Origin of the sequence: Photobacterium sp. TLY01 (genome assembly GCF_021432065.1) — a bacterium.
GTDB classification, from domain to species: Bacteria; Pseudomonadota; Gammaproteobacteria; order Enterobacterales; family Vibrionaceae; genus Photobacterium; species Photobacterium halotolerans_A.
The window spans coordinates 794,698-818,003 of sequence record NZ_CP090364.1; the positions used below are offsets into that span (position 1 = coordinate 794,698).

Here is a 23,306-nt window from a genome sequence, read left to right on the forward strand (position 1 = left end):
CAGATATCTGACCCTGGCGGATATTTCTGACCAGTCTGGTAATTTACTACTGATAAGCCTATAATCTGCCCCCAAAATTACTGTGACGCAATCGTTTACTATTTTCGGTAATACTTTTTGCGTTTCAGAGGTAGCAAACACTTTTCTCCAAGGACCAGAGAGCAATGCTTGAGAAACTGTTTAAGTTGAGTGAAAACGGTACGAATGTCCGTACTGAAGTGCTGGCGGGTGCAACGACCTTCCTGACGATGGCATACATCATTTTTGTTAACCCCTCTATGTTGTCGGCGACAGGCATGGATAAAGGTGCCGTCTTTGTGGCGACCTGTCTGGCAGCCATGATCGGTTGCTTTGTGATGGGACTGGTGGCCAATTACCCGGTTGCTCAGGCGCCTGGGATGGGCTTGAATGCTTTCTTTACTTATTCCGTTGTACTGGGCATGGGGCACACCTGGCAGGTTGCGCTGGCGGCGGTTTTCTTCTCTGGCCTGTGTTTTATCGCTCTGAGTCTGCTCAAAGTAAGGGAATGGTTGATCAATGCCATCCCTATGTCTCTCCGGATTGGTATCACGGCGGGAATCGGATTATTCCTGGCTTTTATCGCGTTGCAAAGTGCCGGGATCGTCGTCGATAATCCAGCCACTCTGGTACATGTCGGCGATCTGACCAGCTTTCCTGCCGTGATGGCATCACTTGGCTTCGTGCTGACCATTGCCATGGTGCACCGAGGCTTGAAAGCCGCGGTACTGCTGGCGATTTTGATCGTCACAGGCTTGGGCATCCTGTTTGGTGACATCCAATACAACGGGATAGTGTCAGCGCCGCCAAGCATAGCACCGACTTTCATGCAACTGGACTTTAGTGGTGCTCTGGATGTGGGTCTGGTCTCGATTGTTTTTGCCTTCCTGTTTGTGGACTTGTTTGATACGGCCGGTACCCTGGTTGGCGTGGCAACCAAAGCTGATATGGTGGATAAAGACGGTAAGTTGCCGCGACTGAGTCGTGCGCTGCTGGCAGACAGTACTGCGACTTCTGTGGGTGCCGTACTGGGGACATCCAATACCACGTCTTACGTTGAAAGTGTCGCGGGTGTTGCTGCGGGTGGCCGGACCGGCCTGACTGCCGTCACTGTTGGTGTGCTCTTCCTGCTGGCGCTGTTTTTCTCGCCTCTGGCTGGCATGGTGCCAGCGTATGCAACGGCTGGTGCGCTGTTTTATGTGGCCATTCTGATGATGTCAGGCCTGGTGGGAATTGACTGGCGTGACTTAACAGAAGCGGCACCTGTCGTTGTGGTTTGCCTGCTCATGCCGTTAACATATTCTATCGCTGAAGGTATCGCGCTGGGCTTTATCACCTATGCTGCAGTGAAATTGCTCAGTGGGAAAGGCCGCGAGGTGAACATCAGCGTTTGGGTTATTGCCGCACTGTTTGCTGCTAAAATCATCTTTTTATAATTTATTTATCGACCAGCGGTTTTTATTCGCTGATTTAGAGGTTCATCGGATATGAGTAATAAGTTCGTCATCACCTGGGACAACATGCAGAGTTACACACGTCAGCTGGCTGAGAAGCTGCTGCCGGCTGAACAGTGGAAAGGCATTATTGCTGTCAGCCGTGGCGGTCTGGTTCCGGCTGCCATTCTTGCGCGTGAACTGGGTATTCGCCATGTAGATACAGTCTGTATTTCAAGCTATGACCACGATCATCAGCGTGATATGAAAGTACTGAAAAAAGCAGAAGGCGATGGTGACGGCTTTATTGTTGTCGACGATCTGGTTGATACCGGCGGTACGGCGGAAATGATCCGTACTATGTACCCGAAAGCGAAATTCGTCACGGTCTGCGCCAAACCGGCCGGTAAACACCTGGTCGATGACTATGTGGTCGATATTGCTCAGGATACCTGGATTGAGCAACCTTGGGATATGGCCGTGACCTTTGTGGATCCGATTGCCAAGCGCTAAATAAAACAGCGATCCTGTATTTTTCCAAAAAGGAGCGAATGAGCTCCTTTTTTGTGTCTGTCGCTTGGGGTAATGGCTGAGAAAACATATACAATATAGCCAGATTCAATGTTATCGCTGGGGTGGCGGTAGCAGGTTCTGAACCGACAAATGCAGGAGTCCATTGTGTCTGAGCCTTCTAAGGTAAACTTGTCTGAAAAATTGTTTGCCCCTCGTCAAACGACCAAAGAAACCTCGAGTCTGGTGAAACTGGCCCATACTTCATCCCAAGAAGTTCATAATGCGCTCGACGGTGATAGTGTCAGCGGCTGGTACCGGGTTTTGCGACGTCCGCAATGGATCTGGCAGGGGGTAGACCCGATTGAAATGGAAAGTGTTTTCGCCAAAATTGCCAGCGCCAAAGCACAGCGTACTCAGGATGATCTGCTGGATACAGTGATTGGCTACAAGCCGGGGAACTGGGTATATGAATGGTCTCAGCTGGGCAGTAAATACCAGCGTTTAAGCCGTGAGTGCCTGGAGAAAGGCGACAAGGAGCAGGCCGCCAAGTTGTTGCTGAAAGCCAGCACCCATTACGGGATAGCCGCTTATCCTCATCTCAAGGGGGATGATCTGGCCGCGCAGGCGGAGCTTCAGGCAAACTTGACCTACAAAGAGGCCACGGACCTGATGCCGCATCAGGTCAAAACCATCGATGTCTCCTATCAGGGGAAAACGTTTCAGGCTTTTATTCATTTACCTTGTACCGACAAGCTGTTGCCGACCGTGATTGTCAGTGGTGGACTGGATACTTTACAGACTGAGCTGTGGCCCTTGTATCAGGATTATCTTGGCCCTGCCGGTTTTGCGATGATCACTCTGGATATGCCATCGGTCGGCCACAGTGCGGCCTGGCCATTAACCGAAGATACCAGCCGGCTTCATCAGGCATTGCTACAACAGGTGCGTGATGTGCCCTGGGTGGATCATCACAGGGTTGCGATGCTGGGGATACGTTTTGGTGGTAATGCTGCTATCCGGCTTGGCTTTCTGGAGCCGACACGGCTGAAAACCAGTATCAGTATTGGTGGGATGATTCATGGCTTCCTGAGCCAGCCTAAGCTGCTGAGCAGTATGCCCAGAATGTATCTGGATATGTTTGCTTCCCGGATGGGGAAAAACTGGGTCTCTAAAGCCAGCCTGGTGTCGCATATGAGTGCCTGGTCGCTCAAGCAGCAAGGATTGCTCGCCCGTCGTAAAGTCGATATCCCTATGCTAGGGGTCAGTTTAAAAGATGATCCTGTTTGTCCTGAGTCGGATAATCAACTGATCGCCATATCAAGCCGCGGCGGGAAAGCAGTCAGTGTGCCCGCAACGCCTTTGCATGATGGTTACCACAGGGTGATGAGCACAGTCGTCGACTGGCTGAAGGAAACGCTGTAAAGGTCGCTTTCTCTGGTCCGAGGATGTAAATAATATGTTGCCATTTCATATGCATTGTGTGTTAAATGGTCATTCCAACAAGGGATATTTTCAGAACGTTGCGCTTTTTTTGATCTCCGACTAAGGATGGACATGCTATGCCAACACAAGTCATTTTTCCTCCTCATGGCCGCCTGATGACCAAGCTGACTGCGCTTGGCCCGTATCTTCGCCAGCAGCACTCATCCGAAGGGCATTTTTTCTTCGATTGTCTGGCAAGTTGTATTAATGCCAAAAAAGCACCGGAAGAACGTGAGTTCTGGGGCTGGTGGCTGGAAATGGTTGAAACTGAGGCCGGCTATCAGTACCGCTATTTTTTCGGGCGTTATGACATCAATGGTGACTGGCTGGAAGAGAAGGTGCCGGCGAAGCACCTTGAGCCGGTCCAGCAGACGCTGGATGACTTTTACCAGAAGCTGATTACCCTGCTTGAGCAGGAATACTCGCTCACCCTGAGCCCGGCATCGGATCTGTCAGCGCCGACTTTATCCGTTTCGGCCTGATTTCAGGATTAAACCCTGAAAAAACAGAAAATGCGCCGTCACTGGCGCATTTTTCTTGTGCTTTACGGTCGGGGTTGATAAAACAAATGCCATTCATCCGCATCCTTTTTGAATCTTCATGGCAGACAATCACGAAAAACATCTCGGTGAGCAACAGACTCACCATACAGAGCAAGCTGCAATACAGACCATAGTCGTGAAACTGGGAACCAGTGTGCTGACTGGCGGCACTCTCAAACTGGACCGTGCCCATATGGTTGAACTGGTTCGTCAATGTGCGCATCTGCGTCAGCAGGGCCACCAGGTGATTATTGTGACTTCCGGCGCGATTGCCGCAGGTCGCGAGCATCTGGGTTACCCGGAACTGCCCAAAACCATGGCCAGCAAGCAACTGCTGGCGGCCGTGGGCCAGAGCCGTTTGATTCAGGAATGGGAACAGCTGTTCAGCATCTATGGTTTGCATGTCGGGCAGATGCTGCTGACCCGTGCTGATCTGAATGACCGTGAACGTTATCTGAACGCCCGGGATATGCTGCTGGCGTTGCTGGAGCATGGCATTATTCCTGTGGTGAATGAAAATGATGCCGTGGCAACCACTGAAATTAAAGTCGGCGATAACGACAACCTCTCTGCGCTGGTCGGTATTCTGGCCGGCGCCGACAAGCTGTTGCTGCTGACCGATCAGCCCGGCCTGTTTACGGCCGATCCGCGCAGTAACCCGGATGCAGAATTGATCCGGGAAGTGCATACCATCGATGAAACCCTGCGCAAGCTGGCTGGCGGTAGTGTCGGCGGTTTAGGCACAGGCGGTATGGCCACAAAACTGCAGGCAGCTGATGTGGCTCGCCGCGCAGGGATTGAAGTGATTATTGCCGCAGGCAGCAGACCGGAAGTGATTGCCGGTATCGTGCAGGGCGAGCAATTGGGCACTCATTTCCTGCCGCTGGAATCGCCACTGGAAAGCCGGAAGCGCTGGATTCTGGCCGGTCCTCCGCCTGCCGGGGATATTATTGTCGACGCCGGGGCGGCCATGGCCGTGACACAGCGCGGCAGCAGCTTGCTGGCGAAAGGTATTACTGCGGTGAAAGGTGAGTTTGAGCGGGGTGAAGTGGCCCGTATTTACAGCGCCGATGGCATTTTGCTGGCCCGAGGGATCAGCCGCTATTCCAGCCTGGATATTGCGAAAATCGCTGGTAAACACAGCCAGGATATTCACAAGGTACTGGGTTATGAATACGGGCCGGTTGCCGTGCACAGGGATGATCTGGTACTGATATAACCAGATACAGAATTAGACCCAAGCCTTTTCAACTCGCTTGGGTTGAATTGACTTGGCAGAGACAGACCGATAAAGGGGAACAGGGTGGAATTGCAATCAATGGGACAGGCAGCCAGGCAGGCTGCTTTTACACTGGCAACGTCAGCGACAGCGCAGAAAAATCAGGCACTGGCGTTTATCGCCGATGAACTGGAAGCCCGTCAGGCTGAGATTCTGACCGCCAATGAAAAAGATCTGGCGGCAGCGCGTGAAAGCGGTATGTCTGAGGCATTGCTGGATCGACTGATGCTCAATCCATCGCGTCTCGCGGCGATTGCCGGTGATGTGCGTAATGTGATTGGTTTGCCGGATCCCGTGGGTGCCGAGCTGGATTCGCGCGTGCTGGAGAATGGGATGCGCCTGAGCCGTCGTCGAGTGCCGTTAGGTGTAGTGGGCGTGATTTATGAAGCTCGCCCGAATGTGACCATTGATATCGCCGCTTTGTGTCTGAAAACCGGTAATGCCAGTATTCTGCGCGGCGGACGGGAAACCTTCCACTCCAATATGGCCCTGGTCAGTGTCATTCAGCAGGCCTTGGAAAAAGCCGGCTTGCCTGGTGCATCAGTGCAGTATATTGCCAAACCGGACAGAGAGCTGGTCTCTGAGCTGCTGACCATGGATCAGTATGTCGATATGATCATTCCCCGTGGTGGTGCCGGCCTGCACAAAATGTGTAAAGAAAAAAGCACGATTCCTGTGATTATCGGCGGCTTTGGCATCAGCCATGCCTTTGTCGATCAGTCGGCTGATTTGGTGCGTGCGCTGGATGTCGTGGAAAACGCGAAAGTGCAGCGTCCGTCTGCCTGTAATGCGCTGGATACATTGCTGGTCCATGAGGCGGTGGCGGCCGATTTTCTGCCTGCACTGGCAGAGCGCATGAATCAGAACAAAGTGCTGCTGGTTGCTGAGGGGCAGGCGCTGGAGATATTGCAAGGTCAAGCCAATCAGCTGCGCGAGGCGCAAGCGGGGGACTTTGACACTGAGTGGCTGAGTTATACCCTGGGGGTGAAACTGGTCTCTGATGTCGAAGCGGCTATCCGTCATATGCAGGACCACAATGCCAGCCATTCCGATGCGATTCTGACCAATGATCTGATGTCGGCTGAGCGTTTCATCAATGCCGCAGGCTCTGCCGCTGTGTATGTCAACGCTTCAACCCGGTTTACCGATGGTGCACAGTTCGGACTGGGCGCAGAAGTCGCGGTGTCTACCCAGAAACTGCATGCCCGCGGCCCGATGGGGCTGGAAGAACTGACCAGCTATAAGTGGGTCGGACAAGCGGACTACCTGTGCCGCAGCTGATGCGATGTAAAGTACAGCGCTGAATGCATAAAATAACCGGTTCTGAGTAACCGGTTATTTTTTATCTGTCGTATCTGTCGTATCTGTCGCATCATCCTGAGGCTGTTGATGCTTCAGCTTCTCGACTTCCTGCTGTTTTCGCAATAGTTCCTGGGTTTTGTCGTGGCGGCCAAATTTCATATTGGCTGTGTATTTAATGGCAGCAATGTTGCTGACCACCACACTCACAATAATGATAGAGATAACCCAGGGGTTGAGCAGCCATTCCATCTCAGACCTCACAGATGTTGTTGATGTACTTACTATAAAGCGTATCAAGGTTTGCCAGAATATGCGATTTTCCTGCAACAGGTTGATTGCTGATCACAGTGGCAAGCTGGCTTGGCGTGAGCAGTTCCCGAAGCGACTGACTGACTGGAAAATAGCTGATATGCCAGGGTTCGACAGCGACCCCACCTAAATCAACGGCATAAGGCCGGTAGAAACCAAAACGGCCCATGTTGTCCGTCAGCCAGGTGTTGAATGCGGCCTGATGCCCGCCTTCTTCATACTCCCAGGGCTCTAGCTGTAACTGTGAGCCTTCCGGCAGGCAGTTGCGGGCATAAACATCCAGATCTGTTCCCCAGTGATGGCGACTGGCGCCGGGCAGGGCTGACCAGCGTAAAATGGCCCGGATCTTATCCAGTTCATTCAGACAGCTTGTATCCAGCGGCTGGCTGCAGCTGTCCAGTATCGGACGTACGCCATTGAACTTGTTATTCCAGATCAGCATCTGGCGCTCAAAGGAGCGGAAGGCGCTGGCGATTGTCAGCTCAAATCCGGCTTCAGCGGCCGCCTGTTGTAAGGCGGCCAGCGCATCGTGAACGTCCTGATGGATCAGACGCTGCTGATACTCACAGAGATGGCTTTCGTCCAGCCCTGTGAGTTGCTCCAGCGTCAATGTGCTTTGACTGAGTGTCATGCCAGGGCTTTTTCCATCACTTTCTGGTACATATCGGTGAGCTTTTCCAGATCGGCCATTTTCACACATTCGTTGACTTTGTGAATCGTGGCATTGACCGGTCCCAGTTCGACCACCTGAGCCCCGGTGCGGGCAATGAAACGGCCATCAGAGGTTCCGCCTGTCGTCAGCAGTTCAGGACGCTTATGGTTCACTTCCTCAATGGCGCTGACCACAGCTTCCAGTAAGGTACCTTCGTCGGTCAGGAATGGGTGGCCGCTGAAGGTCCAGATCAGATCATAGTCAAGGCCGTGAGCATCCAGGACAGAATGCACTTTGCGCTTGATATCATCCACTGTCAGCTCAGTGCTGAAACGGAAATTGAACTGGACGTGGAATTCGCCTGGGATGACGTTGGATGCCCCTGTGCCAGCTGCGACATTGGCAATCTGAAAACTGGTCGGTGGGAAGTAGTCGTTGCCGTTATCCCAGACAGTGGCAGAGAGCTCGGCTAAAGCCGGCATGGCTTTGTGAACCGGATTATCGGCCAGGTGAGGGTAGGCCACGTGGCCCTGGACGCCTTTCACGATCAGATCGCCGGTGATAGAGCCGCGGCGGCCGTTTTTCACCACATCGCCGACTTCATGGGTGCTGGACGGCTCGCCGACAATACACATGTCGATTTTTTCCTGTCGCGCTTCAAGCGTATCCACAACCCGGGTTGTCCCATTAATGAAAGGGCCTTCTTCATCGGAAGTGATCAGCAGGGCGATAGAGCCTTTGTGGTCCGGATGCTCAGCCACAAAACGTTCAATGGCAACGATCATGCAGGCCAGTGAACCTTTCATATCGGCGGCGCCACGGCCGTGCAGGTAACCGTCTATGATTGTGGGTTCAAACGGCGGGGTGTGCCATTGCGCTGCAGGTCCGGCAGGCACAACATCTGTGTGACCGGCAAACACAAATAAAGGGGCTTCTGTGCCACGGCGCGCCCAGAAGTTGGTGGTGTCTTCGAAGACCATGGTTTCAATCTTGAAGCCCAGTTTTTCAAGGCGGGCAATCATGACATCCTGACACCCGGCATCGGCAGGGGTGACTGATTGTCGGCTGATAAGGTCTTTGGCCAGGGCGATGACTGGGCTGTCTGACATCCGTGTTTCCTTCTAAATATGACGTAAATTAAAGTGGTTTCAAAAATTAAGCAAAAATGGCCTGATACTGATCCGGTTTGAAACCCAGATGATAACTTTGGTTGTGCACCAGTAACGGGCGTTTGATCATGGCCGGTTGTTCCAGCATCAAGGTGAGAGCGCTGTCACGGTTGAGAGTATTTTTCTGCTCGTCACTGAGCTGACGGAACGTGGTGCCGCGTTTATTCAGTAAGGCTTCCCAACCCAGTTCGGCTTCAAAGGTTTCAAGAAGGCTGCGATCCAGACCGTCGACGCGGTAGTCATGAAAACGGTACTCGATGCCTTGCTCATCCAGCCATTTTTTCATTTTTTTGATGGTATCGCAGTTTTTGATCCCGTAGGCGATGGTGCTCATAATCTAACCTGTTTGTCTGTCTGGCAGGAATAATAAAACAAGCCCCTTTTATAACGGGAATGCGCAGGGTTCGCAATGGCAAACCCTGATTGAAATGGGGGAGGAGGATTATCTGTCCTGCGTTTGCAGGTAGATGACGGTGGCTGCAGTTCGAGAGCCGACGTCCAGCTTTTTCAGCAGGCTTTTGATATGCACTTTCACGGTCGCTTCAGAAATGAACAGCTGAACAGCAATATCTTTGTTGCGTTTCCCCTGAGCGACCAGGTGGAGGATCTCTTTCTCTCTGCCGGTTAATTCATTGAGTGGATCCTCGGTATTGGCGTTGTCTGCCAGATACTGACTGATCTGATGACTGAACACCTGCTGGCCGGCAACGGCCTGATGCAGCAAAACCAGAAGTTGCTCCGGTTCGGTATCTTTCAGCAGATAGCCATCCGCTCCGGCTTTGATCAGGGCACGAATGTCACTGGGATTATCGGACACCGTCAGGATGACGACGATTGCCTGGCAGTTTTGTTCACGCAGCGCACGCAGGGTATCTAACCCGGATATACCTTTCATATTCAGGTCCAGTACAATCAGGTCAGGGTCGTGCTCGCTGGCAAGATCCAGAGCCTGATAGCCGTTGCTGGCTTCACCGACCAGCTCAAAACCGGCCTCCAGTTCGAGTAACTGGCCGAGGCCGCGGCGCATCAAAGGGTGGTCATCAACAATTAAAACCCGGTATGCCGGCGTGTCGCTCATGGTTATTATCCTGTGCTTTGTAATGCAAATTTCAGTTGAATCTGGCAGCCTTCACCGGGGGCGCTGGTAATGGTCAGCTGGCCGCCCAGGCTCTCAGCCCGCTCATTCATGATCGTCAGGCCGTAGTGGGCCGTTTTGCTGTGATCCGGATTGAAGCCCTGACCATCATCGGCAATGTTCACCAGAACATGGTTTTCCTGCTGAACACACTCGACTGTAATCGTTTGGGCTCTGGCGTGTTTTATCGCATTGATGACGGCTTCCCGGGTCAGGTGAAGCAGGTGAATCTGCTGCTGCGCTGTCAATTGAATAGACGGTAACTGATTATGCAGCAAAATGCTGGCATTGGTTTGATTCCTCAGCCCGTTCAGCATGTCGTTCAGGGCATCCCCCAGTTTGCCGGGTTTGACCGACAGACGAAAGGTATTGAGCAATTCGCGAAGCTGGCGGTAAGCCTGCGACAGGCCCTGGTCAATATCATCAATCACACCATTGGCAGACTCTGGTGACGTGGCCAACTGACGCTTGAGTAAAGTGAGCTGAATTTTCAGATAAGACAACGCCTGCGCCAGTGAGTCATGTAATTCTCTGGCGATGGTGGCTCTTTCTTCCATCAGGAGTAACTGCTCGTTCTGAACCTGGATCTGGTGAGCATGGAGGGCGCGACTCAACAGATGGCCGACGCTGATGATCATCGCCGGATCGGGACACGGCAGGGTATGCTGCCACCAGAGTGTGCCCAGATGTTGCGCTTCCTGCTTCAGCGCATGATGATGCCATGACTGGTTCTCGTCAGGCTTTCCGGCCTGAAATTCCGTTCGTATCCCTTGCCCTTCTTCAACCACCAGCCTGATCGCGGCAAAGCCTTCCAGCTGCATCAGCCGGCCCAGAACCTGGCTGAAATGTTTAGCCTGAATCCGGTTCATGGATAATAACTGTGCACAGTCATACAGGGTTTTCAGGGCGTTATTGGCTTCCTGCAGCCGGTGCGTTTTTTCTTCGACCGTGTGCTCCAGCGCCTGATAACTTTGCCCCAGCTCTTCGGCCATCTGATTGAACGCTCTAGCCAGAGTACCCAGTTCATTCTGGCTGTCTTCCTGTACCCGAACGGCAAAATTGCGCGACTGCACCTGCTGGCTGGCGATCAGCAGGTTGTGCAGCGGCGGCACGATAAACCGCCGGCTGTACTGAATCGCAAACAATGCCAGCAGCAGGATCAGTCCCAGACCCAGCCCGGCAATGATGGCCATCATTTGGAGTTTTTGCTTTGAAAAGGCCTGTAATTCATAGACGAAGTGATCGATCCGATCGACAAACTCGGGCACCTGACGAATAAAAAAATCAGGGGGCTGATCGGTTAACAAAGCACTGAGCCGCTGCCAGTCGTCCAGTATCGCCTGATAGCTTTGAGTCAGCTCCCTCGGGGTGGTCAGCCCGAGCAGGGAGGTCATTGCCGGTGTCGCCAGCGTCTGGCTGAACTGGGCGATATCCTGCGCATTCGCCTCACCTTGTTCTGCCAGCTGGAAGGCCAGCCGGTAGCTCTGCATGCGCAGTGAACCGGCCAGATTGACGACCTCAGCGTCATAACGGCTGGCATTGACCGCAAACATGGTTGCGCCTGTGGTCAGCAGGGAAAGTAACACAATGGCCAGCATGACTCTGGCCACAGTTCCCGTGACACTGCCAGCCAGCAGGCCAGATTTTGGCAGGGTGTTTGAGGGGAATAAATCCGGACGTTTGGGCACTCGTTCTCCTGCTCAGTGTGGGAGGCTTTCCATTTCAATAAGACTGTTTTCGCTGATGCTGTGCATTTTGTGAAGTTAAGCGTTGTACTTTCTTGATCTCAAACAAGGTTAGGCCCGAATTACCTCCTTCGGGGTATGTTAAGCCCTGAATACCCACACCTAAACTATGTCTATACTTTGACTGTTTATCTCTGAATATGTTGCCTTTTGCAGGCAGTGGAACCCATGTGTAAGACCTATGGCTGATTTAGCACGACGATTTTGGCTGCGGCGAGACAGTGCGCCGCAGGCGCCGCGTTTACCCTGGATGATCGACGATCACGCGTTCACGAATCAGTGTACGCGCTGTCAGGCCTGTCTGAATGCCTGTGAGACCCAAATCATCGTGCAGGGGGATGGCGGTTTTCCTCAGGTTGATTTTCAGCGCGGTGAATGCACCTTCTGTTATCAGTGCGCGCAGGCGTGTCCGGAACCGTTATTCCGTCCACAACAAGAACTGCCCTGGCAGGTCAGTATTGCCATCTCATCTGCCTGTCTGGCCAAACAAGGGGTGGATTGCCGGACATGCGGTGACGCGTGCGAACCGTTGGCCATACGTTTTGCCTTGCAGCCGGGAAAGGTTGCTCAACCGGTAGTCAATGACGCAGATTGCACTGGCTGTGGTGCCTGTCTGTCCGTTTGCCCAACTCAGGCGATTCAGACTCAGTCTGTCACTCAAGTGGAATAACACACTTATGAAGCAACGAAGTGCACCAAGTCATTCAGGTTCAGCGGTATCGGCCGGAACTTCCTTTTTATCTGAAGAAGTACATATTTCCAGTCTGGTGGTGCATGTCAAACCAGAAGGACTTGCGCAGGTCAAAGCACAGATAACTGCGCTGCCACAGGCCGAGGTGTACGGAGAGAGCCCGATCGGCAAGCTGGTTGTGGTGTTGGAAACGCCAAGCCACAGAGAGGTGACTGACATGATTGACACGATTAATGCATTTGAACATGTGCTGACGACCTTTCTGGTGTTTCACCAGGTTGAGCAGCAGGGACCTGACTTTGAGGACACACCATGAAAATGACCAGACGGGCGTTTGTGAAAGCAAACGCAGCGGCGTCGGCTGCAGCCGTGGCCGGGATTACTCTGCCTGCCTCGGCAACCAACCTGATTGTAAGCTCGGATGAAACCAAAATTCACTGGGATAAAGCGCCTTGCCGATTTTGTGGTACCGGCTGCTCAGTCCTGGTGGGAACGCAGGCGGGTCGGGTGATCGCGACTCAGGCCGATCCTGAAGCGGAAGTGAACCGGGGGCTGAACTGTATCAAGGGCTATTTCCTGTCGAAAATCATGTATGGTGCTGACCGCCTGACGACCCCTTTACTGCGGATGAAAGACGGTAAATATCACAAGGAAGGGGACTTTCAGCCTGTGAGTTGGGAGCAGGCGTTCGACATCATGGCTGAAAAATGGAAAGCAGCGCTCAAAGCCAAAGGGCCAACCAGTGTCGGCATGTTCGGCTCGGGTCAGTGGACTGTAATGGAAGGCTATGCGGCCTCCAAGATGATGAAAGCCGGGTTCCGTTCTAACAATATTGACCCCAATGCCCGCCATTGTATGGCCTCGGCCGTGGTGGGTTTTATGCGGGCGTTCAATATGGATGAACCCATGGGCTGCTACGATGATTTCGAGCACGCCGATGCGTTTGTCCTCTGGGGCTCGAATATGGCTGAGATGCACCCTATTTTATGGACGCGCATTACCGACCGGCGGCTTAGCCATCCACATGTCAAGGTCAACGTCTTGTCGACCTATTATCACCGCTCTTTCGAGCTGGCAGACAATGGGATGATCTTCCATCCGCAGACTGATCTGGCGATCGCCAACTTCATTGCCAATTACATCATTGAAAATGATGCGGTGAACTGGGATTTCGTCAATAAACATACCCATTTCAAGCGTGCGGATACCGATATCGGTTATGGCCTGCGCGATGATGATCCATTGCAGAAAGCGGCTGCGCATCCTAACTCAGGTGTCATGCATGACATGACGTTCGAGGAATACAAAAAATCAGTGGCTGAATACACACTGGAAAAAACCGTTGAAATGTCCGGTGTGGAAAAAGACAAACTGTTGGAACTGGCCAAGTATTATGCCGATCCGGAGACCAAAGTGATGTCGCTCTGGACCATGGGGATGAACCAGCATACCCGCGGTGTGTGGATGAATAATCTGGTGTACAACATTCACCTGCTGACCGGCAAAATTTCTCAGCCCGGCAACAGTCCGTTTTCCCTGACCGGGCAGCCATCGGCTTGCGGTACGGCGCGTGAAGTCGGTACGTTTGCTCACCGTCTGCCCGCAGATTTGGTGGTAACTAATCCTAAGCACCGGGCGACTGCAGAAAAAATCTGGAAACTGCCGGAAGGCACGATTCCGCCCAAGCCTGGCTTTCATGCCGTGCAGCAGGATCGGATGTTGCGTGATGGGGTACTGAATGCCTACTGGGTGATGTGTAACAACAATATGCAGGCAGGTCCGAATATCAACAAAGAACGCCTGCCGGGCTACCGCAGCCCAGATAATTTCATTGTATGTTCAGATCCTTATCCGACCGCCACAGCTCAGTCTGCGGATCTGGTCCTACCAACCGCCATGTGGGTTGAAAAAGAGGGCGCTTACGGTAACGCGGAACGCCGTACGCAAGCCTGGTATCAGCAGGTCGCCGCACCAGGCGAAGCCAAATCTGACCTATGGCAGATCATGGAATTCAGCAAACGCTTCAAAATGGAAGAAGTGTGGGACGAGGCCTTGCTCAACAGTATGCCGGAATACAAAGGCAAGACGATGTACGACGTACTGTTCCGGAACGGTCAGGTCGATCAGTTCCCGCTGGAGCAAGCGCAGGCGCTCAATGATGATGCCAAAGCCCAGGGCTACTACGTTCAGAAAGGGCTGTTTGAAGAATATGCCAGTTTTGGTCGCGGCCATGGCCATGATTTAGCCCCGTACGATGACTATCACAAAGCCCGGGGGCTGCGCTGGCCAGTGGTTGATGGGCAGGAAACACGCTGGCGCTATGCCGAAGGTTCTGACCCTTATGTGCCGGAAGGTAAAGGATTCTACTTTTACGGTCAGCCGGACGGGAAAGCTAACATCATCTTTGCGCCTTATGAACAGCCGCCGGAAGTACCGGATGAAGAATACGATATGTGGCTGTGTACCGGCCGGGTACTCGAACACTGGCACACAGGTACCATGACCCGCCGGGTGCCTGAACTGTACAAAGCCGTGCCGGATGCGGTGTGTTATATCCATCCTGATGATGCGCAAAAACGGAACCTTCGTCGCGGCGATGAAGTCATTCTGAGCTCCCGCCGCGGTGAGGTGCGCTGCCGGGTGGATACCCGGGGCCGCAACAGACCACCGGTCGGACTGGTCTTTGTGCCTTTCTTTGATGCCCGGGTGTTGATCAACAAGCTGGTGCTGGATGCCACAGATCCGCTGTCAAAACAGACAGATTATAAAAAATGTCCAATCAAGATCAGAAAGGCGTAAAGGGAGTCGACCATGAAAATGACAGCTAAATTTGCCAGTGGCTTGATGATCTTGATGCTTGCATTCGGGGCGGCGCATGCCGCTGACGAAGAGCTGGTGGGCGGCAACGGTGGTTTGCATTCGCTACGGGGCCAGACGGAAATTAAAGATACCTTTCCCGGCGAAAGCTGGAAAAAGTATCCCAAAGACGGCCAGCCGATTGACAGCGACTATGTCTACCAGCCGCCGTTGATCCCACACACCATTCGTAACTATGAGGTGTCGCTCAATGCCAATAAGTGCTTGTCCTGCCATAGCTGGAAATATGCCAACGAGATGGGGGCAACCAAAATCAGCGTGACGCATTACCGTTCTCCGCGTCAGGGGCAGGTCTTGTCCGATGTGTCGCCCAGCCGCTACTTCTGCCTGCAGTGTCATGTGCCACAGGCCGATGCAACGCCCCTGGTGGATAACACGTTCAAGCGGGTTGATGCCCTGGACGAAAAATAACGACGGAGCCAGTTATGAATATCATTAAACGCTTCTGGCGTCGTCTGAGTTCGCCGAGTAAAGCGGCAGCAGGTGTGGTGCTGTTTCTGGGCTTTATGGGCGGTTTGCTGTTTTGGGGCGCATTTAACACCGGGATGGAGGCCACGAACACCGAAGCTTTTTGCTCGGGATGCCATGCACCCATAGTGAAGGAGATCCGTGAAACCATTCACTATTCAAACCGATCGGGCGTTCGGGCAATCTGTTCCGACTGCCATGTGCCTCATGAATGGACAGACAAAATTGTCCGCAAAGTCCAGGCATCAAAAGAGCTGTTTGCATTCGCGATGGGGACAATAAACACCGAGGAGAAATTTCAGGCAAGGCGAGGGCATCTGGCGCATCGCGAATGGAGCCGGATGAAAAATAATGACTCCAAGGAATGCCGGAACTGTCATCAGTTTGAGTATATGGATTATTCGGAGCAAGGATTGCGTGCTGTGAAACAGCACTCAGAGGCGCTCGCATCGGGAGATAAAACCTGTGTGGATTGCCACAAAGGGATAGCCCACAAACTACCTGATATGAAAGACGTTGAAGGCTGGCAATAAGGAGAAAGCGATGAGTACACTGGAATCGGTGATCTGGCATGTGCTTGGCTATGCCGCCATGCCCGTGATCATCTTAACGGGCTTTCTGATGGTTGCTGTGGTGTCTTTGTGGATACTCTCAATCGGAAAAGACAAACCCGGCCGTTAGTGGCAGCCATTTCCCTGGCCAGGCGGCTTCCGGCTGACGGCGAAAGCAGCCAGCCAGGCGACATAAAGCGGCAGCCATTCTGTCAGAAATACGGCCAATGACGTGTGGCCTGCAAGCCAGATTTCACTCAAGTGAAGAACAGCAACGCAGGCCAGACCGAGCAAACAGATAATACGTAACACATTCCGCTCCATACAGATATCCTTTGAAAAGCTACGGATAAGTATAGATGCAAATGCTAATTGTTATCAAGTGCGTTTGTGAGGCTATTTATATATCACTTAATAAAATGCCAGCCAATGAAACCGCCCCAAGACAGCAGCAGTAAGATCCAGGGTAACGGACTCTGTCTGACGACTGTCTGCGCTGCATCATCCGACTGAGTTGTGTTCTCGGTATTGAATGCCGCTTTTTCTTTTAGTTGCTTTTTACGCAGTTTATCTCTGTCGCGCGCTTTGGCTTTTTGTTGTTTCTTATAGAGCTCAATACCCTTCTGAATCCCTTGAGCGATCAACTTGGTTTGTTCTTTTGTCTGTCCGGGTTTTTGGGTTGCTTTGGCAATTTGCATCGCTTCGGCTTGCGTTTCTGGTGAAGGGGCGTGGGATGTTCTGGTCATTGCGTACTCGTTAATGGTCAATTGATCGGTTTAATAGCATTTTATGTCGTTGCTATCGTTGTGGGAAATAAACCGGATTATGTAGGAATATTCCTACATTTATCGAAAGTTCAGATCTACCTGTGAGCGAGGTTTCGGCTGGCTCACAGGGGGTAAGTAAATGAAATACCATTAGTTATTATCGTGTTATTAAAAATATGGCTTCTGTAGAAATCATCGTACTTTCTATTGTTTGTTAAATATACGTAAAACCGTGATCATGATTGCAGGTTAAGTAATTAATCCGTGCGTTACAACGCAGAACGAATGTCTGTGCCTTTGCCAATTGATCCATATCATTTATTGTCAGCAGAGATAAATACGTTTTTCCCTGTTTCTGAGCGCCAGACGCATGTATTCAATTGATGCTTACGACAGCAATGGTCTGCTAAAACCTTCCGGCTTGTTATGGGTGAGCATGCTGTTCAGTGCCAGGGGATGGGGCGTGTTTGTCATGGCTGGTGTCAGCAGAACGCAAGGTGCTGAGCTGCTCCAGTTATTTTATCCTCACACAGAGAATTTGTACTTTCTGATGGGGATTGGTCTGCCAGCCTTGTGTTTGATGTGGCTGAGCGGACTGCGTCATAAAAATAACAAAATGATTAACGGCGCATGGCGGTATGGCAGATTGATTCTGCTAGCCGGATATGCACTGGATTTAGCGTTGCAAGTGTACCAACTGACATTGTTAAGAGGCGCCTTCAGCTGGCCAGCAGCGGTGACTTTGCTGGCAACCATCTGGCTGATGGCTTATCTGGTACGAAGTTCCCGAGTCAGACATACATTTGCCAATTAGCCCATGGAGAAAGTGTCAGATGAATGATTTGGGAAAAGGGGTGCTGTTCAGCGCCTTGTTAAGCCCGCTGGCAATGGCAGACTGGTTATTGAATGTGAACCTGGAGCTGTCAAGCGCAGGGGTTCACCAGTCGGTCGCCACCTCATTGCAATTGCTGCCAGGTGAGGAGACGGTGATTTTCGGCACTGCTGATGATGATCAGCGCCGCAAGTTTCTGGGCAGCGCTGAGCTACTTGAAGTGTCTGCGGAAGAAGTGAAAATTGCGTTTAAAATTCAGGAGCAGCTGGATGATGGTGCATGGCGGATATTGGCGGCGCCAGTGATTTCGACCGGACTTGATGCGCCTGCATCCTTTGAGTCATCCCAGGAAGATGAACAGTCGGTTAAACTTCAGGTTGCAGTCATGTCAGCCTAACAGCGTTTGAGTATCCTGGTTTCTGCGATGAAAGCGCCTTTTTGGCGCTTTTTGCATTTTCTCAGCCACATATTGTTGGAAATGAGCGCTTTTCTGACTTGGCTGTCCATGATCAATATGCTTAACTCAGAACGAGTTACAATAGACTTTTCTTCCTGGCTACTGCCATCAGACCGTTGGCTGCAGTCAGGCGCTAAGCATAGAAAATGCAACAATGGGAGAATGAATGTGACACCACAAAGTGCCATTTTACCTGAAGCGGGTCCGTATTCTTTGGTCTGCGTGTTTAACCTGGTTGGAAATAGAGACAAGGTTGTCCGTCAGTGCCAGGGACTGTTTGAAGTCGCGGAGAAGCTAAATCAGCAGCATGTCAGTGCTTGTGTTCGTCTGAGCTTTGGTTTCGGCAAAGCATTCTGGCAGCAATTTGAAAAAGGGTGTCCAAACGATTTTGAAGAATTTGCGCCGCTGGGAAGTGGGGATGTGACCGCACCCTCCACCGGGGGGGACCTATTGCTTCATGTTCACTCGAACCGTCATGATCTGAATTTTCACTTGTTGAGCAGCTTCCTGCAGCCGATTGCATCTGAAGTGGAATTAATTGATGAAACCAATGGTTTCCGGTATCTGGATGCCCGCGATCTGACCGGTTTTATCGACGGCACTGAGAATCCGAAGAAGCAGGCTGCCAGACATGAGGTGGCTATCCTACCTGAAGGACCGTTTGCAGGCGGCAGTTTCGTGATGGTGCAGCGTTTTGTTCATAATTTACCGGCCTGGCATGCTGTTCATGTTGCTCAGCAGGAGAAAATTATCGGGCGTACGAAACCAGACTCGGTTGAGCTGGATGAGGTGCCAGCTGATTCGCACGTTGGCCGGGTGGATCTGAAGGAAGCAGGCAAAGGGCTAAAAATTGTGCGTCATAGTTTGCCATACGGCACGATGAGCGGTGAGCATGGCTTGCTGTTTATTGCTTATTGTGCCCAGCAACGTAACTTTCGTGAAATGCTCAGCAGCATGTATGGTGAAAAAGACGGGCAGACGGATAAGTTGCTGGATTTTACCAAAGCGGTGACCGGGGCTTACTTCTTTGTCCCCTCGACGGAAATGCTGATGCAACTCTAGAGAGGATACACACATCCTTCACTTGTAAAAACGCCGCCTTTCAGGCGGCGTTTGATTCATGTTACGAGAAATCAAGAAACGTTATTTCTTAATGCGCAGTACTGGTGTTTCACCCACAGTCACAGCACCGGACAGTTTGCTCAGCTCTTTGATTTCATCCATGTTAGAAATCACAACGGGTGTCAGCGTTGACTTCGCTTTCTCTTCCAGAACAGCCAGATCGAACTCAATGATCGTGTCACCCACTTTCACGGTTTGACCTTCTTCTGCAATACGCGTGAAGCCTTCGCCTTTCAGTTCAACAGTATCGATACCGAAGTGAACGAACAGCTCTACACCATCGTCAGACTCAATAGAGAATGCATGGTTGGTTTCAAAAATTTTACCGATCGTACCGTTTACCGGGGCAACCATCTTGTTACCTGCTGGTTTGATAGCGATACCGTCACCAACAATTTTCTCAGCAAAAACAACATCAGGCACATCTTCGATATTTACGATTTCACCTGAAAGCGGGGCGATGATCTCAATAGCACCAGTTTCATTGGTGTCGTCAGAAACCAGCTTCTTCAATTTGTCAAACAGACCCATAGTGTTGCTCCTAAGCGTTGTTATTCTATCTGCAGCTATCTTAGCAGATGGTTTTTTCTGCGATAAATGTCTCTACGTGTGCTTCGATTTCAGCGGCAGTTGGAAGCGTAAGTGCTTGCTCTGCCATCAGCTTCACATCAGCAAAGTTACTGTTACGAATCACTTTTTTGATGCGTGGGATTGAAATCGCACTCATGCTGAACTCATCAAGGCCCATACCAAGTAATAGCAGGGTTGCACGATCATCACCAGCTAACTCACCACACATGCCAGTCCATTTACCTTCCTTGTGAGAAGCATCGATGACTTGCTTGATGACAGTTAACACTGCGGGTGACATTGGATTATATAGATGAGAAATCAGCTCGTTACCACGGTCAACAGCCAGAGTATACTGGGTTAAGTCGTTTGTACCAATGCTAAAGAAGTCGACTTCTTTGGCTAAATGGTGAGCAATTGCTGCTGCAGCCGGCGTTTCAACCATGACGCCAACTTCAATCTTGTCGTCGAATGCCAGACCTTCTTCACGAAGCTCTGCTTTGTAAGTTTCCATTTCGTTTTTCAGTTCACGAATCTCTTCGACAGAGATAATCATCGGGAACATCACACGCAGCTTACCGTGAGCAGAGGCACGCAGGATAGCACGCAACTGAGCACGCAGGATTTCACGACGATCCAGGCTGATACGCACAGCGCGCCAACCCAGGAATGGATTCATTTCTTTTGGCAGGTCCATGTATGGCAGATCTTTATCGCCGCCGATATCCATGGTGCGGATAATCACAGACTGACCAAGCATGGCTTCTGCCACATCTTTATAAGCCTGGTACTGTTCGTCTTCAGTCGGCAGTGAGTCGCGGTCCATGAACAGGAATTCAGTACGGTACAGACCGACGCCTTCGCCGCCGTTCCGGTTGACACCTTCACAGTCTTTGACTGTACCGATGTTGCCGCACACTTCAACTTGCTGGCCATCCAGTGTAATCGCCGGCAAATCTTTCAGTTTCGCGAGTTCATCTTTTTCTGCCTGATACTCATCGCGAATCGCTTTAAATTTAGACATCTCATCGGCTGACGGATTGATCACGATCTGGTTATTAATGGCATCCAATACCAGCATGTCACCGTTTTTCACTTGTTTGGTGATGTCGTTCGTCCCCACAATGGCAGGTAACTCAAGCGAGCGGGCCATGATGGAGGTGTGGGAGGTGCGGCCACCGATATCGGTCGCAAAACCCAGCACGTATTTCAGATTGATCTGCGCTGTTTCAGAAGGCGTCAGGTCGTTGGCCACCAGGATTACTTCTTCATTGATGGCACTCAGATTGACAATGTTGATACCCAGTGCATTTTTCACCACACGGTTACCGATATCACGGATGTCGGTGGCGCGCTCTTTCAGGTATTCATCATCCAGGGATTCCAGCGTGGTTGCCTGCTCTTCAATGATGGCGTGAATCGCATAGGCGGCCCGCGCTTTGTTCTCTTTAATGAAGGCTATGATTTCCTCTTCAAGCTCTTCATCTTCAAGCAACATGATGTGGCCTTCAAAGATGGCTTCCTTCTCTTCACCGAAGGTAATACGTGCTTTCTCTTTGATTACGTTAAGTTGCTCAGAAGATTTCTGACGCGCATTGAAGAAGCACTCAATTTCTTTCTCGATTTGATCGGCAGAAATGGGTGACTTGTCGAGAGTAATCTCTTCTTCCTGCAGGAGCAGCGCTTTACCAAAAGCGATACCGGGAGATGCCAGGATACCTGAAATCATAGCCTTACCTTAAATTTAACAAACAACTAGGGAAATAATGTGCTGCGGCCGATTAGTGCAGTTGGTCCATCAGGGCAACCAGGTGATCAACAGCTTCCTGAGCTTGTGAACCTTCAGCTGAAATGGTAACCACAGTACCTTTCACCAGGCCTAGTGTTTGCAGTTTGAACAGGCTTTTAGCGCTTGCGCTTTTACCGTTAGAAGTCACAGTGATGTCAGCGTCAAAACCTTTGGCTTCTTTAACGAATTGCGCAGCAGGACGAGTGTGTAGGCCGTTTTCTGCAGTGATCTCAACTTGCTTCTGATACATTTTTCACCCCGATTCTTAATATCGTATTATGTAATAATCACGTAACTGAAAGTAAGCTTAATCCCTATAGCGAAAGCATGCTAATTTAGGTTCTAATTTCACATTCACTTACATTGATTTAGTTTATCTCTGAAACCCATTCTAAGAGGTTTGCGACCCGGCAAACATCGACCAGGTCAATTTTTACCCTTTTATTTCGATGCTGAAAATAAAAGCGTGGTCGGATTTATATTAAAGCTAAGGTCAAAAAGCAATAAAAAAGCCCCTATTGAGGGGCTTGACTTTAACAAATGCTTATCAAAAATGGCAATTTTGTGATCACTGTTGGGTTTCTTTTTCGGTAAAGATACCAGCGAACAATGCCGATGAGAGGTAGCGCTCACCTGAACTCGGTAGCACTACAACAATGTTTTTGCCGGCAAATTCCGGACGCTCAGCAATACGGTTTGCAGCAACGACAGCGGCGCCAGAAGAGATACCCGCCAGAATGCCTTCTTCTTCCATCAGGCGCTGAGCCATTGCGATTGCGTCTTCTGAGCTGACACGCTCAACTTCATCGATCAGAGACAGATCCAGGTTACCCGGAATGAAGCCAGCGCCGATACCCTGAATTTTGTGCGGAGCCGGCTTGATTTCTTCACCGTTCATCGCCTGAGTAATCACAGGAGATTCACTTGGCTCAACGGCAACAGTGGTGATGGCTTTGCCTTTCTGTTGCTTGATGAAGCGGCTGACGCCCGTCAGCGTACCACCGGTACCCACCCCTGAAACGAACACATCAATGCCGCCTTCGGTTGCATCCCAAATTTCCGGACCTGTGGTCTTTTCGTGGATTTGCGGGTTAGCCGGGTTATCAAACTGCTGCAGCAGCAGATATTTTTCTGGATCAGAAGCGACAATCTCTTCTGCTTTTTCAATCGCACCTTTCATGCCTTTGGGGGCTTCAGTCAATACCAGGTTAGCACCGAGTGCTTTGAGCAGTTTACGACGCTCCAGACTCATACTCTCTGGCATGGTCAGAGTCAGTTTGTAACCGCGGGCTGCGGCAACAAAGGCAAGGGCAATACCTGTATTACCACTGGTTGGTTCAACCAGCTCCACACCTTGTTTGAGCACGCCACGTTTTTCAGCATCCCAAATCATGTTGGCACCGATACGGCATTTCACGCTGAAACTTGGGTTACGCGATTCAATTTTTGCCAGAACATTGCCTTTGCTGACACGGTTCAGGCGGACCAGTGGGGTATTACCAATTGTCAGAGAATTATCTTCGTAAATCTTACTCATGCTTGTCGTTCCTTGGTGACACGTTATCAACAAATGATAGTCAAAGCATAATCGCTGACCACGCAT

The 23,306-nt window shown here is 51.2% G+C and carries 27 protein-coding genes; 15 read left to right on the top strand and 12 right to left on the bottom strand.

The window, feature by feature from the left end:
- Window positions 1-164: 164 nt before the first annotated feature.
- The 6 genes from LN341_RS03975 to LN341_RS04000 all read left to right on the top strand — a co-directional run bounded on the left by LN341_RS03975 (window position 165) and on the right by LN341_RS04000 (window position 6,548).
- Window positions 165-1,454 carry an NCS2 family permease gene (locus tag LN341_RS03975; protein ID WP_234204083.1) on the top strand — a complete coding sequence of 430 codons (1,290 nt, stop codon included), beginning with the start codon at window positions 165-167 and terminating at the stop codon, window positions 1,452-1,454.
- Between the two features lie 51 nt (window positions 1,455-1,505).
- The gene (gene gpt, locus LN341_RS03980) at window positions 1,506-1,964 is read left to right on the top strand and encodes a xanthine phosphoribosyltransferase (protein WP_046221490.1); all 459 of its coding nucleotides are present in this window, start codon (window positions 1,506-1,508) and stop codon (window positions 1,962-1,964) included.
- A gap of 165 nt (window positions 1,965-2,129) precedes the next feature.
- Window positions 2,130-3,386 (top strand): esterase FrsA, encoded by a 1,257-nt coding sequence (gene frsA, locus LN341_RS03985; RefSeq protein ID WP_082095819.1) that lies wholly within the window; start codon window positions 2,130-2,132, stop codon window positions 3,384-3,386.
- 137 nt (window positions 3,387-3,523) lie between these two features.
- Window positions 3,524-3,928 carry a sigma factor-binding protein Crl gene (gene crl / locus LN341_RS03990; protein WP_046221488.1) on the top strand — a complete coding sequence of 135 codons (405 nt, stop codon included), beginning with the start codon at window positions 3,524-3,526 and terminating at the stop codon, window positions 3,926-3,928.
- Window positions 3,929-4,046: 118 nt separating this feature from the next.
- Window positions 4,047-5,207: a glutamate 5-kinase gene (gene proB / locus LN341_RS03995; RefSeq protein ID WP_082095811.1), complete on the top strand. Its 1,161-nt coding sequence runs from the start codon at window positions 4,047-4,049 to the stop codon at window positions 5,205-5,207.
- Between the two features lie 84 nt (window positions 5,208-5,291).
- Complete coding sequence (locus LN341_RS04000) at window positions 5,292-6,548, top strand: glutamate-5-semialdehyde dehydrogenase (protein ID WP_234204084.1); 1,257 nt, start codon at window positions 5,292-5,294, stop codon at window positions 6,546-6,548.
- Between the two features lie 54 nt (window positions 6,549-6,602).
- Here LN341_RS04000 and LN341_RS04005 read toward each other — a convergent pair whose 3' ends face one another.
- The 6 genes from LN341_RS04005 to narQ all read right to left on the bottom strand — a co-directional run bounded on the left by LN341_RS04005 (window position 6,603) and on the right by narQ (window position 11,522).
- Window positions 6,603-6,818, bottom strand: coding sequence for a DUF2897 family protein (locus LN341_RS04005; protein WP_234204085.1), 216 nt, complete (start codon window positions 6,816-6,818; stop codon window positions 6,603-6,605).
- Between the two features lies 1 nt (window position 6,819).
- Entirely contained in the window at window positions 6,820-7,509 is a 690-nt protein-coding gene (locus LN341_RS04010; protein ID WP_234204086.1) for a M15 family metallopeptidase, read from the bottom strand.
- Window positions 7,506-8,639, bottom strand: a complete 1,134-nt coding sequence (gene dapE / locus LN341_RS04015; RefSeq protein WP_234204087.1) for a succinyl-diaminopimelate desuccinylase — start codon at window positions 8,637-8,639, stop codon at window positions 7,506-7,508. The genes LN341_RS04010 and dapE overlap by 4 nt, the downstream gene beginning before the upstream one ends.
- A gap of 46 nt (window positions 8,640-8,685) precedes the next feature.
- Window positions 8,686-9,033 (bottom strand): ArsC family reductase, encoded by a 348-nt coding sequence (locus LN341_RS04020; RefSeq protein ID WP_234204088.1) that lies wholly within the window; start codon window positions 9,031-9,033, stop codon window positions 8,686-8,688.
- Between the two features lie 108 nt (window positions 9,034-9,141).
- Window positions 9,142-9,777, bottom strand: coding sequence for a response regulator (locus LN341_RS04025; RefSeq protein WP_234204089.1), 636 nt, complete (start codon window positions 9,775-9,777; stop codon window positions 9,142-9,144).
- 5 nt (window positions 9,778-9,782) lie between these two features.
- The gene (gene narQ, locus LN341_RS04030) at window positions 9,783-11,522 is read right to left on the bottom strand and encodes a nitrate/nitrite two-component system sensor histidine kinase NarQ (protein ID WP_234204090.1); all 1,740 of its coding nucleotides are present in this window, start codon (window positions 11,520-11,522) and stop codon (window positions 9,783-9,785) included.
- A 238-nt stretch (window positions 11,523-11,760) separates the two neighbouring features.
- On the opposite strand from narQ, the gene napF reads away from it, so the two are divergent.
- Genes napF through LN341_RS04060 form a run of 6 tightly spaced genes read left to right on the top strand, consistent with a single transcriptional unit; the run spans window position 11,761 to window position 16,296 of the window.
- A complete protein-coding gene (gene napF, locus LN341_RS04035) occupies window positions 11,761-12,249 on the top strand; it encodes a ferredoxin-type protein NapF (RefSeq protein ID WP_234204091.1) in 489 nt (162 codons plus the stop codon).
- A gap of 7 nt (window positions 12,250-12,256) precedes the next feature.
- Window positions 12,257-12,586 (top strand): chaperone NapD, encoded by a 330-nt coding sequence (locus tag LN341_RS04040; RefSeq protein WP_082095810.1) that lies wholly within the window; start codon window positions 12,257-12,259, stop codon window positions 12,584-12,586.
- Window positions 12,583-15,069, top strand: coding sequence for a periplasmic nitrate reductase subunit alpha (gene napA / locus LN341_RS04045; RefSeq protein ID WP_234204092.1), 2,487 nt, complete (start codon window positions 12,583-12,585; stop codon window positions 15,067-15,069). Before LN341_RS04040 ends, napA begins: the two co-directional genes overlap by 4 nt.
- An 18-nt stretch (window positions 15,070-15,087) precedes the next feature.
- Window positions 15,088-15,558 (top strand): nitrate reductase cytochrome c-type subunit, encoded by a 471-nt coding sequence (locus LN341_RS04050; RefSeq protein WP_082095817.1) that lies wholly within the window; start codon window positions 15,088-15,090, stop codon window positions 15,556-15,558.
- 14 nt (window positions 15,559-15,572) lie between these two features.
- Window positions 15,573-16,148 (top strand): NapC/NirT family cytochrome c, encoded by a 576-nt coding sequence (locus LN341_RS04055; protein ID WP_046221479.1) that lies wholly within the window; start codon window positions 15,573-15,575, stop codon window positions 16,146-16,148.
- Window positions 16,149-16,158: 10 nt separating this feature from the next.
- Complete coding sequence (locus LN341_RS04060; protein WP_082095809.1) at window positions 16,159-16,296, top strand: TIGR02808 family protein; 138 nt, start codon at window positions 16,159-16,161, stop codon at window positions 16,294-16,296.
- Here the strand turns inward: LN341_RS04060 and LN341_RS04065 are convergent.
- The gene (locus LN341_RS04065; protein ID WP_046221478.1) at window positions 16,293-16,490 is read right to left on the bottom strand and encodes a hypothetical protein; all 198 of its coding nucleotides are present in this window, start codon (window positions 16,488-16,490) and stop codon (window positions 16,293-16,295) included. The genes LN341_RS04060 and LN341_RS04065 overlap by 4 nt on opposite strands.
- 83 nt (window positions 16,491-16,573) lie before the next feature.
- Window positions 16,574-16,912 (bottom strand): DUF2956 domain-containing protein, encoded by a 339-nt coding sequence (locus LN341_RS04070; RefSeq protein ID WP_234204093.1) that lies wholly within the window; start codon window positions 16,910-16,912, stop codon window positions 16,574-16,576.
- Window positions 16,913-17,303: 391 nt separating this feature from the next.
- On the opposite strand from LN341_RS04070, the gene LN341_RS04075 reads away from it, so the two are divergent.
- The 3 genes from LN341_RS04075 to LN341_RS04085 all read left to right on the top strand — a co-directional run bounded on the left by LN341_RS04075 (window position 17,304) and on the right by LN341_RS04085 (window position 19,284).
- Complete coding sequence (locus LN341_RS04075; RefSeq protein WP_234204094.1) at window positions 17,304-17,747, top strand: DUF2919 domain-containing protein; 444 nt, start codon at window positions 17,304-17,306, stop codon at window positions 17,745-17,747.
- A 19-nt stretch (window positions 17,748-17,766) separates the two neighbouring features.
- A complete protein-coding gene (locus LN341_RS04080; RefSeq protein WP_234204095.1) occupies window positions 17,767-18,162 on the top strand; it encodes a hypothetical protein in 396 nt (131 codons plus the stop codon).
- Window positions 18,163-18,384: 222 nt separating this feature from the next.
- The gene (locus LN341_RS04085) at window positions 18,385-19,284 is read left to right on the top strand and encodes a Dyp-type peroxidase (RefSeq protein ID WP_046221474.1); all 900 of its coding nucleotides are present in this window, start codon (window positions 18,385-18,387) and stop codon (window positions 19,282-19,284) included.
- An 81-nt stretch (window positions 19,285-19,365) separates the two neighbouring features.
- Here the strand turns inward: LN341_RS04085 and crr are convergent, their stop codons facing one another.
- The 4 genes from crr to cysK all read right to left on the bottom strand — a co-directional run bounded on the left by crr (window position 19,366) and on the right by cysK (window position 23,240).
- The gene (gene crr, locus LN341_RS04090) at window positions 19,366-19,875 is read right to left on the bottom strand and encodes a PTS glucose transporter subunit IIA (protein WP_046219564.1); all 510 of its coding nucleotides are present in this window, start codon (window positions 19,873-19,875) and stop codon (window positions 19,366-19,368) included.
- A gap of 40 nt (window positions 19,876-19,915) precedes the next feature.
- Window positions 19,916-21,643: a phosphoenolpyruvate-protein phosphotransferase PtsI gene (gene ptsI, locus LN341_RS04095; RefSeq protein WP_046219563.1), complete on the bottom strand. Its 1,728-nt coding sequence runs from the start codon at window positions 21,641-21,643 to the stop codon at window positions 19,916-19,918.
- Window positions 21,644-21,695: 52 nt separating this feature from the next.
- Entirely contained in the window at window positions 21,696-21,953 is a 258-nt protein-coding gene (locus tag LN341_RS04100) for an HPr family phosphocarrier protein (protein WP_027253897.1), read from the bottom strand.
- A gap of 318 nt (window positions 21,954-22,271) precedes the next feature.
- Window positions 22,272-23,240 carry a cysteine synthase A gene (gene cysK / locus LN341_RS04105; protein ID WP_046219562.1) on the bottom strand — a complete coding sequence of 323 codons (969 nt, stop codon included), beginning with the start codon at window positions 23,238-23,240 and terminating at the stop codon, window positions 22,272-22,274.
- Window positions 23,241-23,306: the final 66 nt, after the last annotated feature.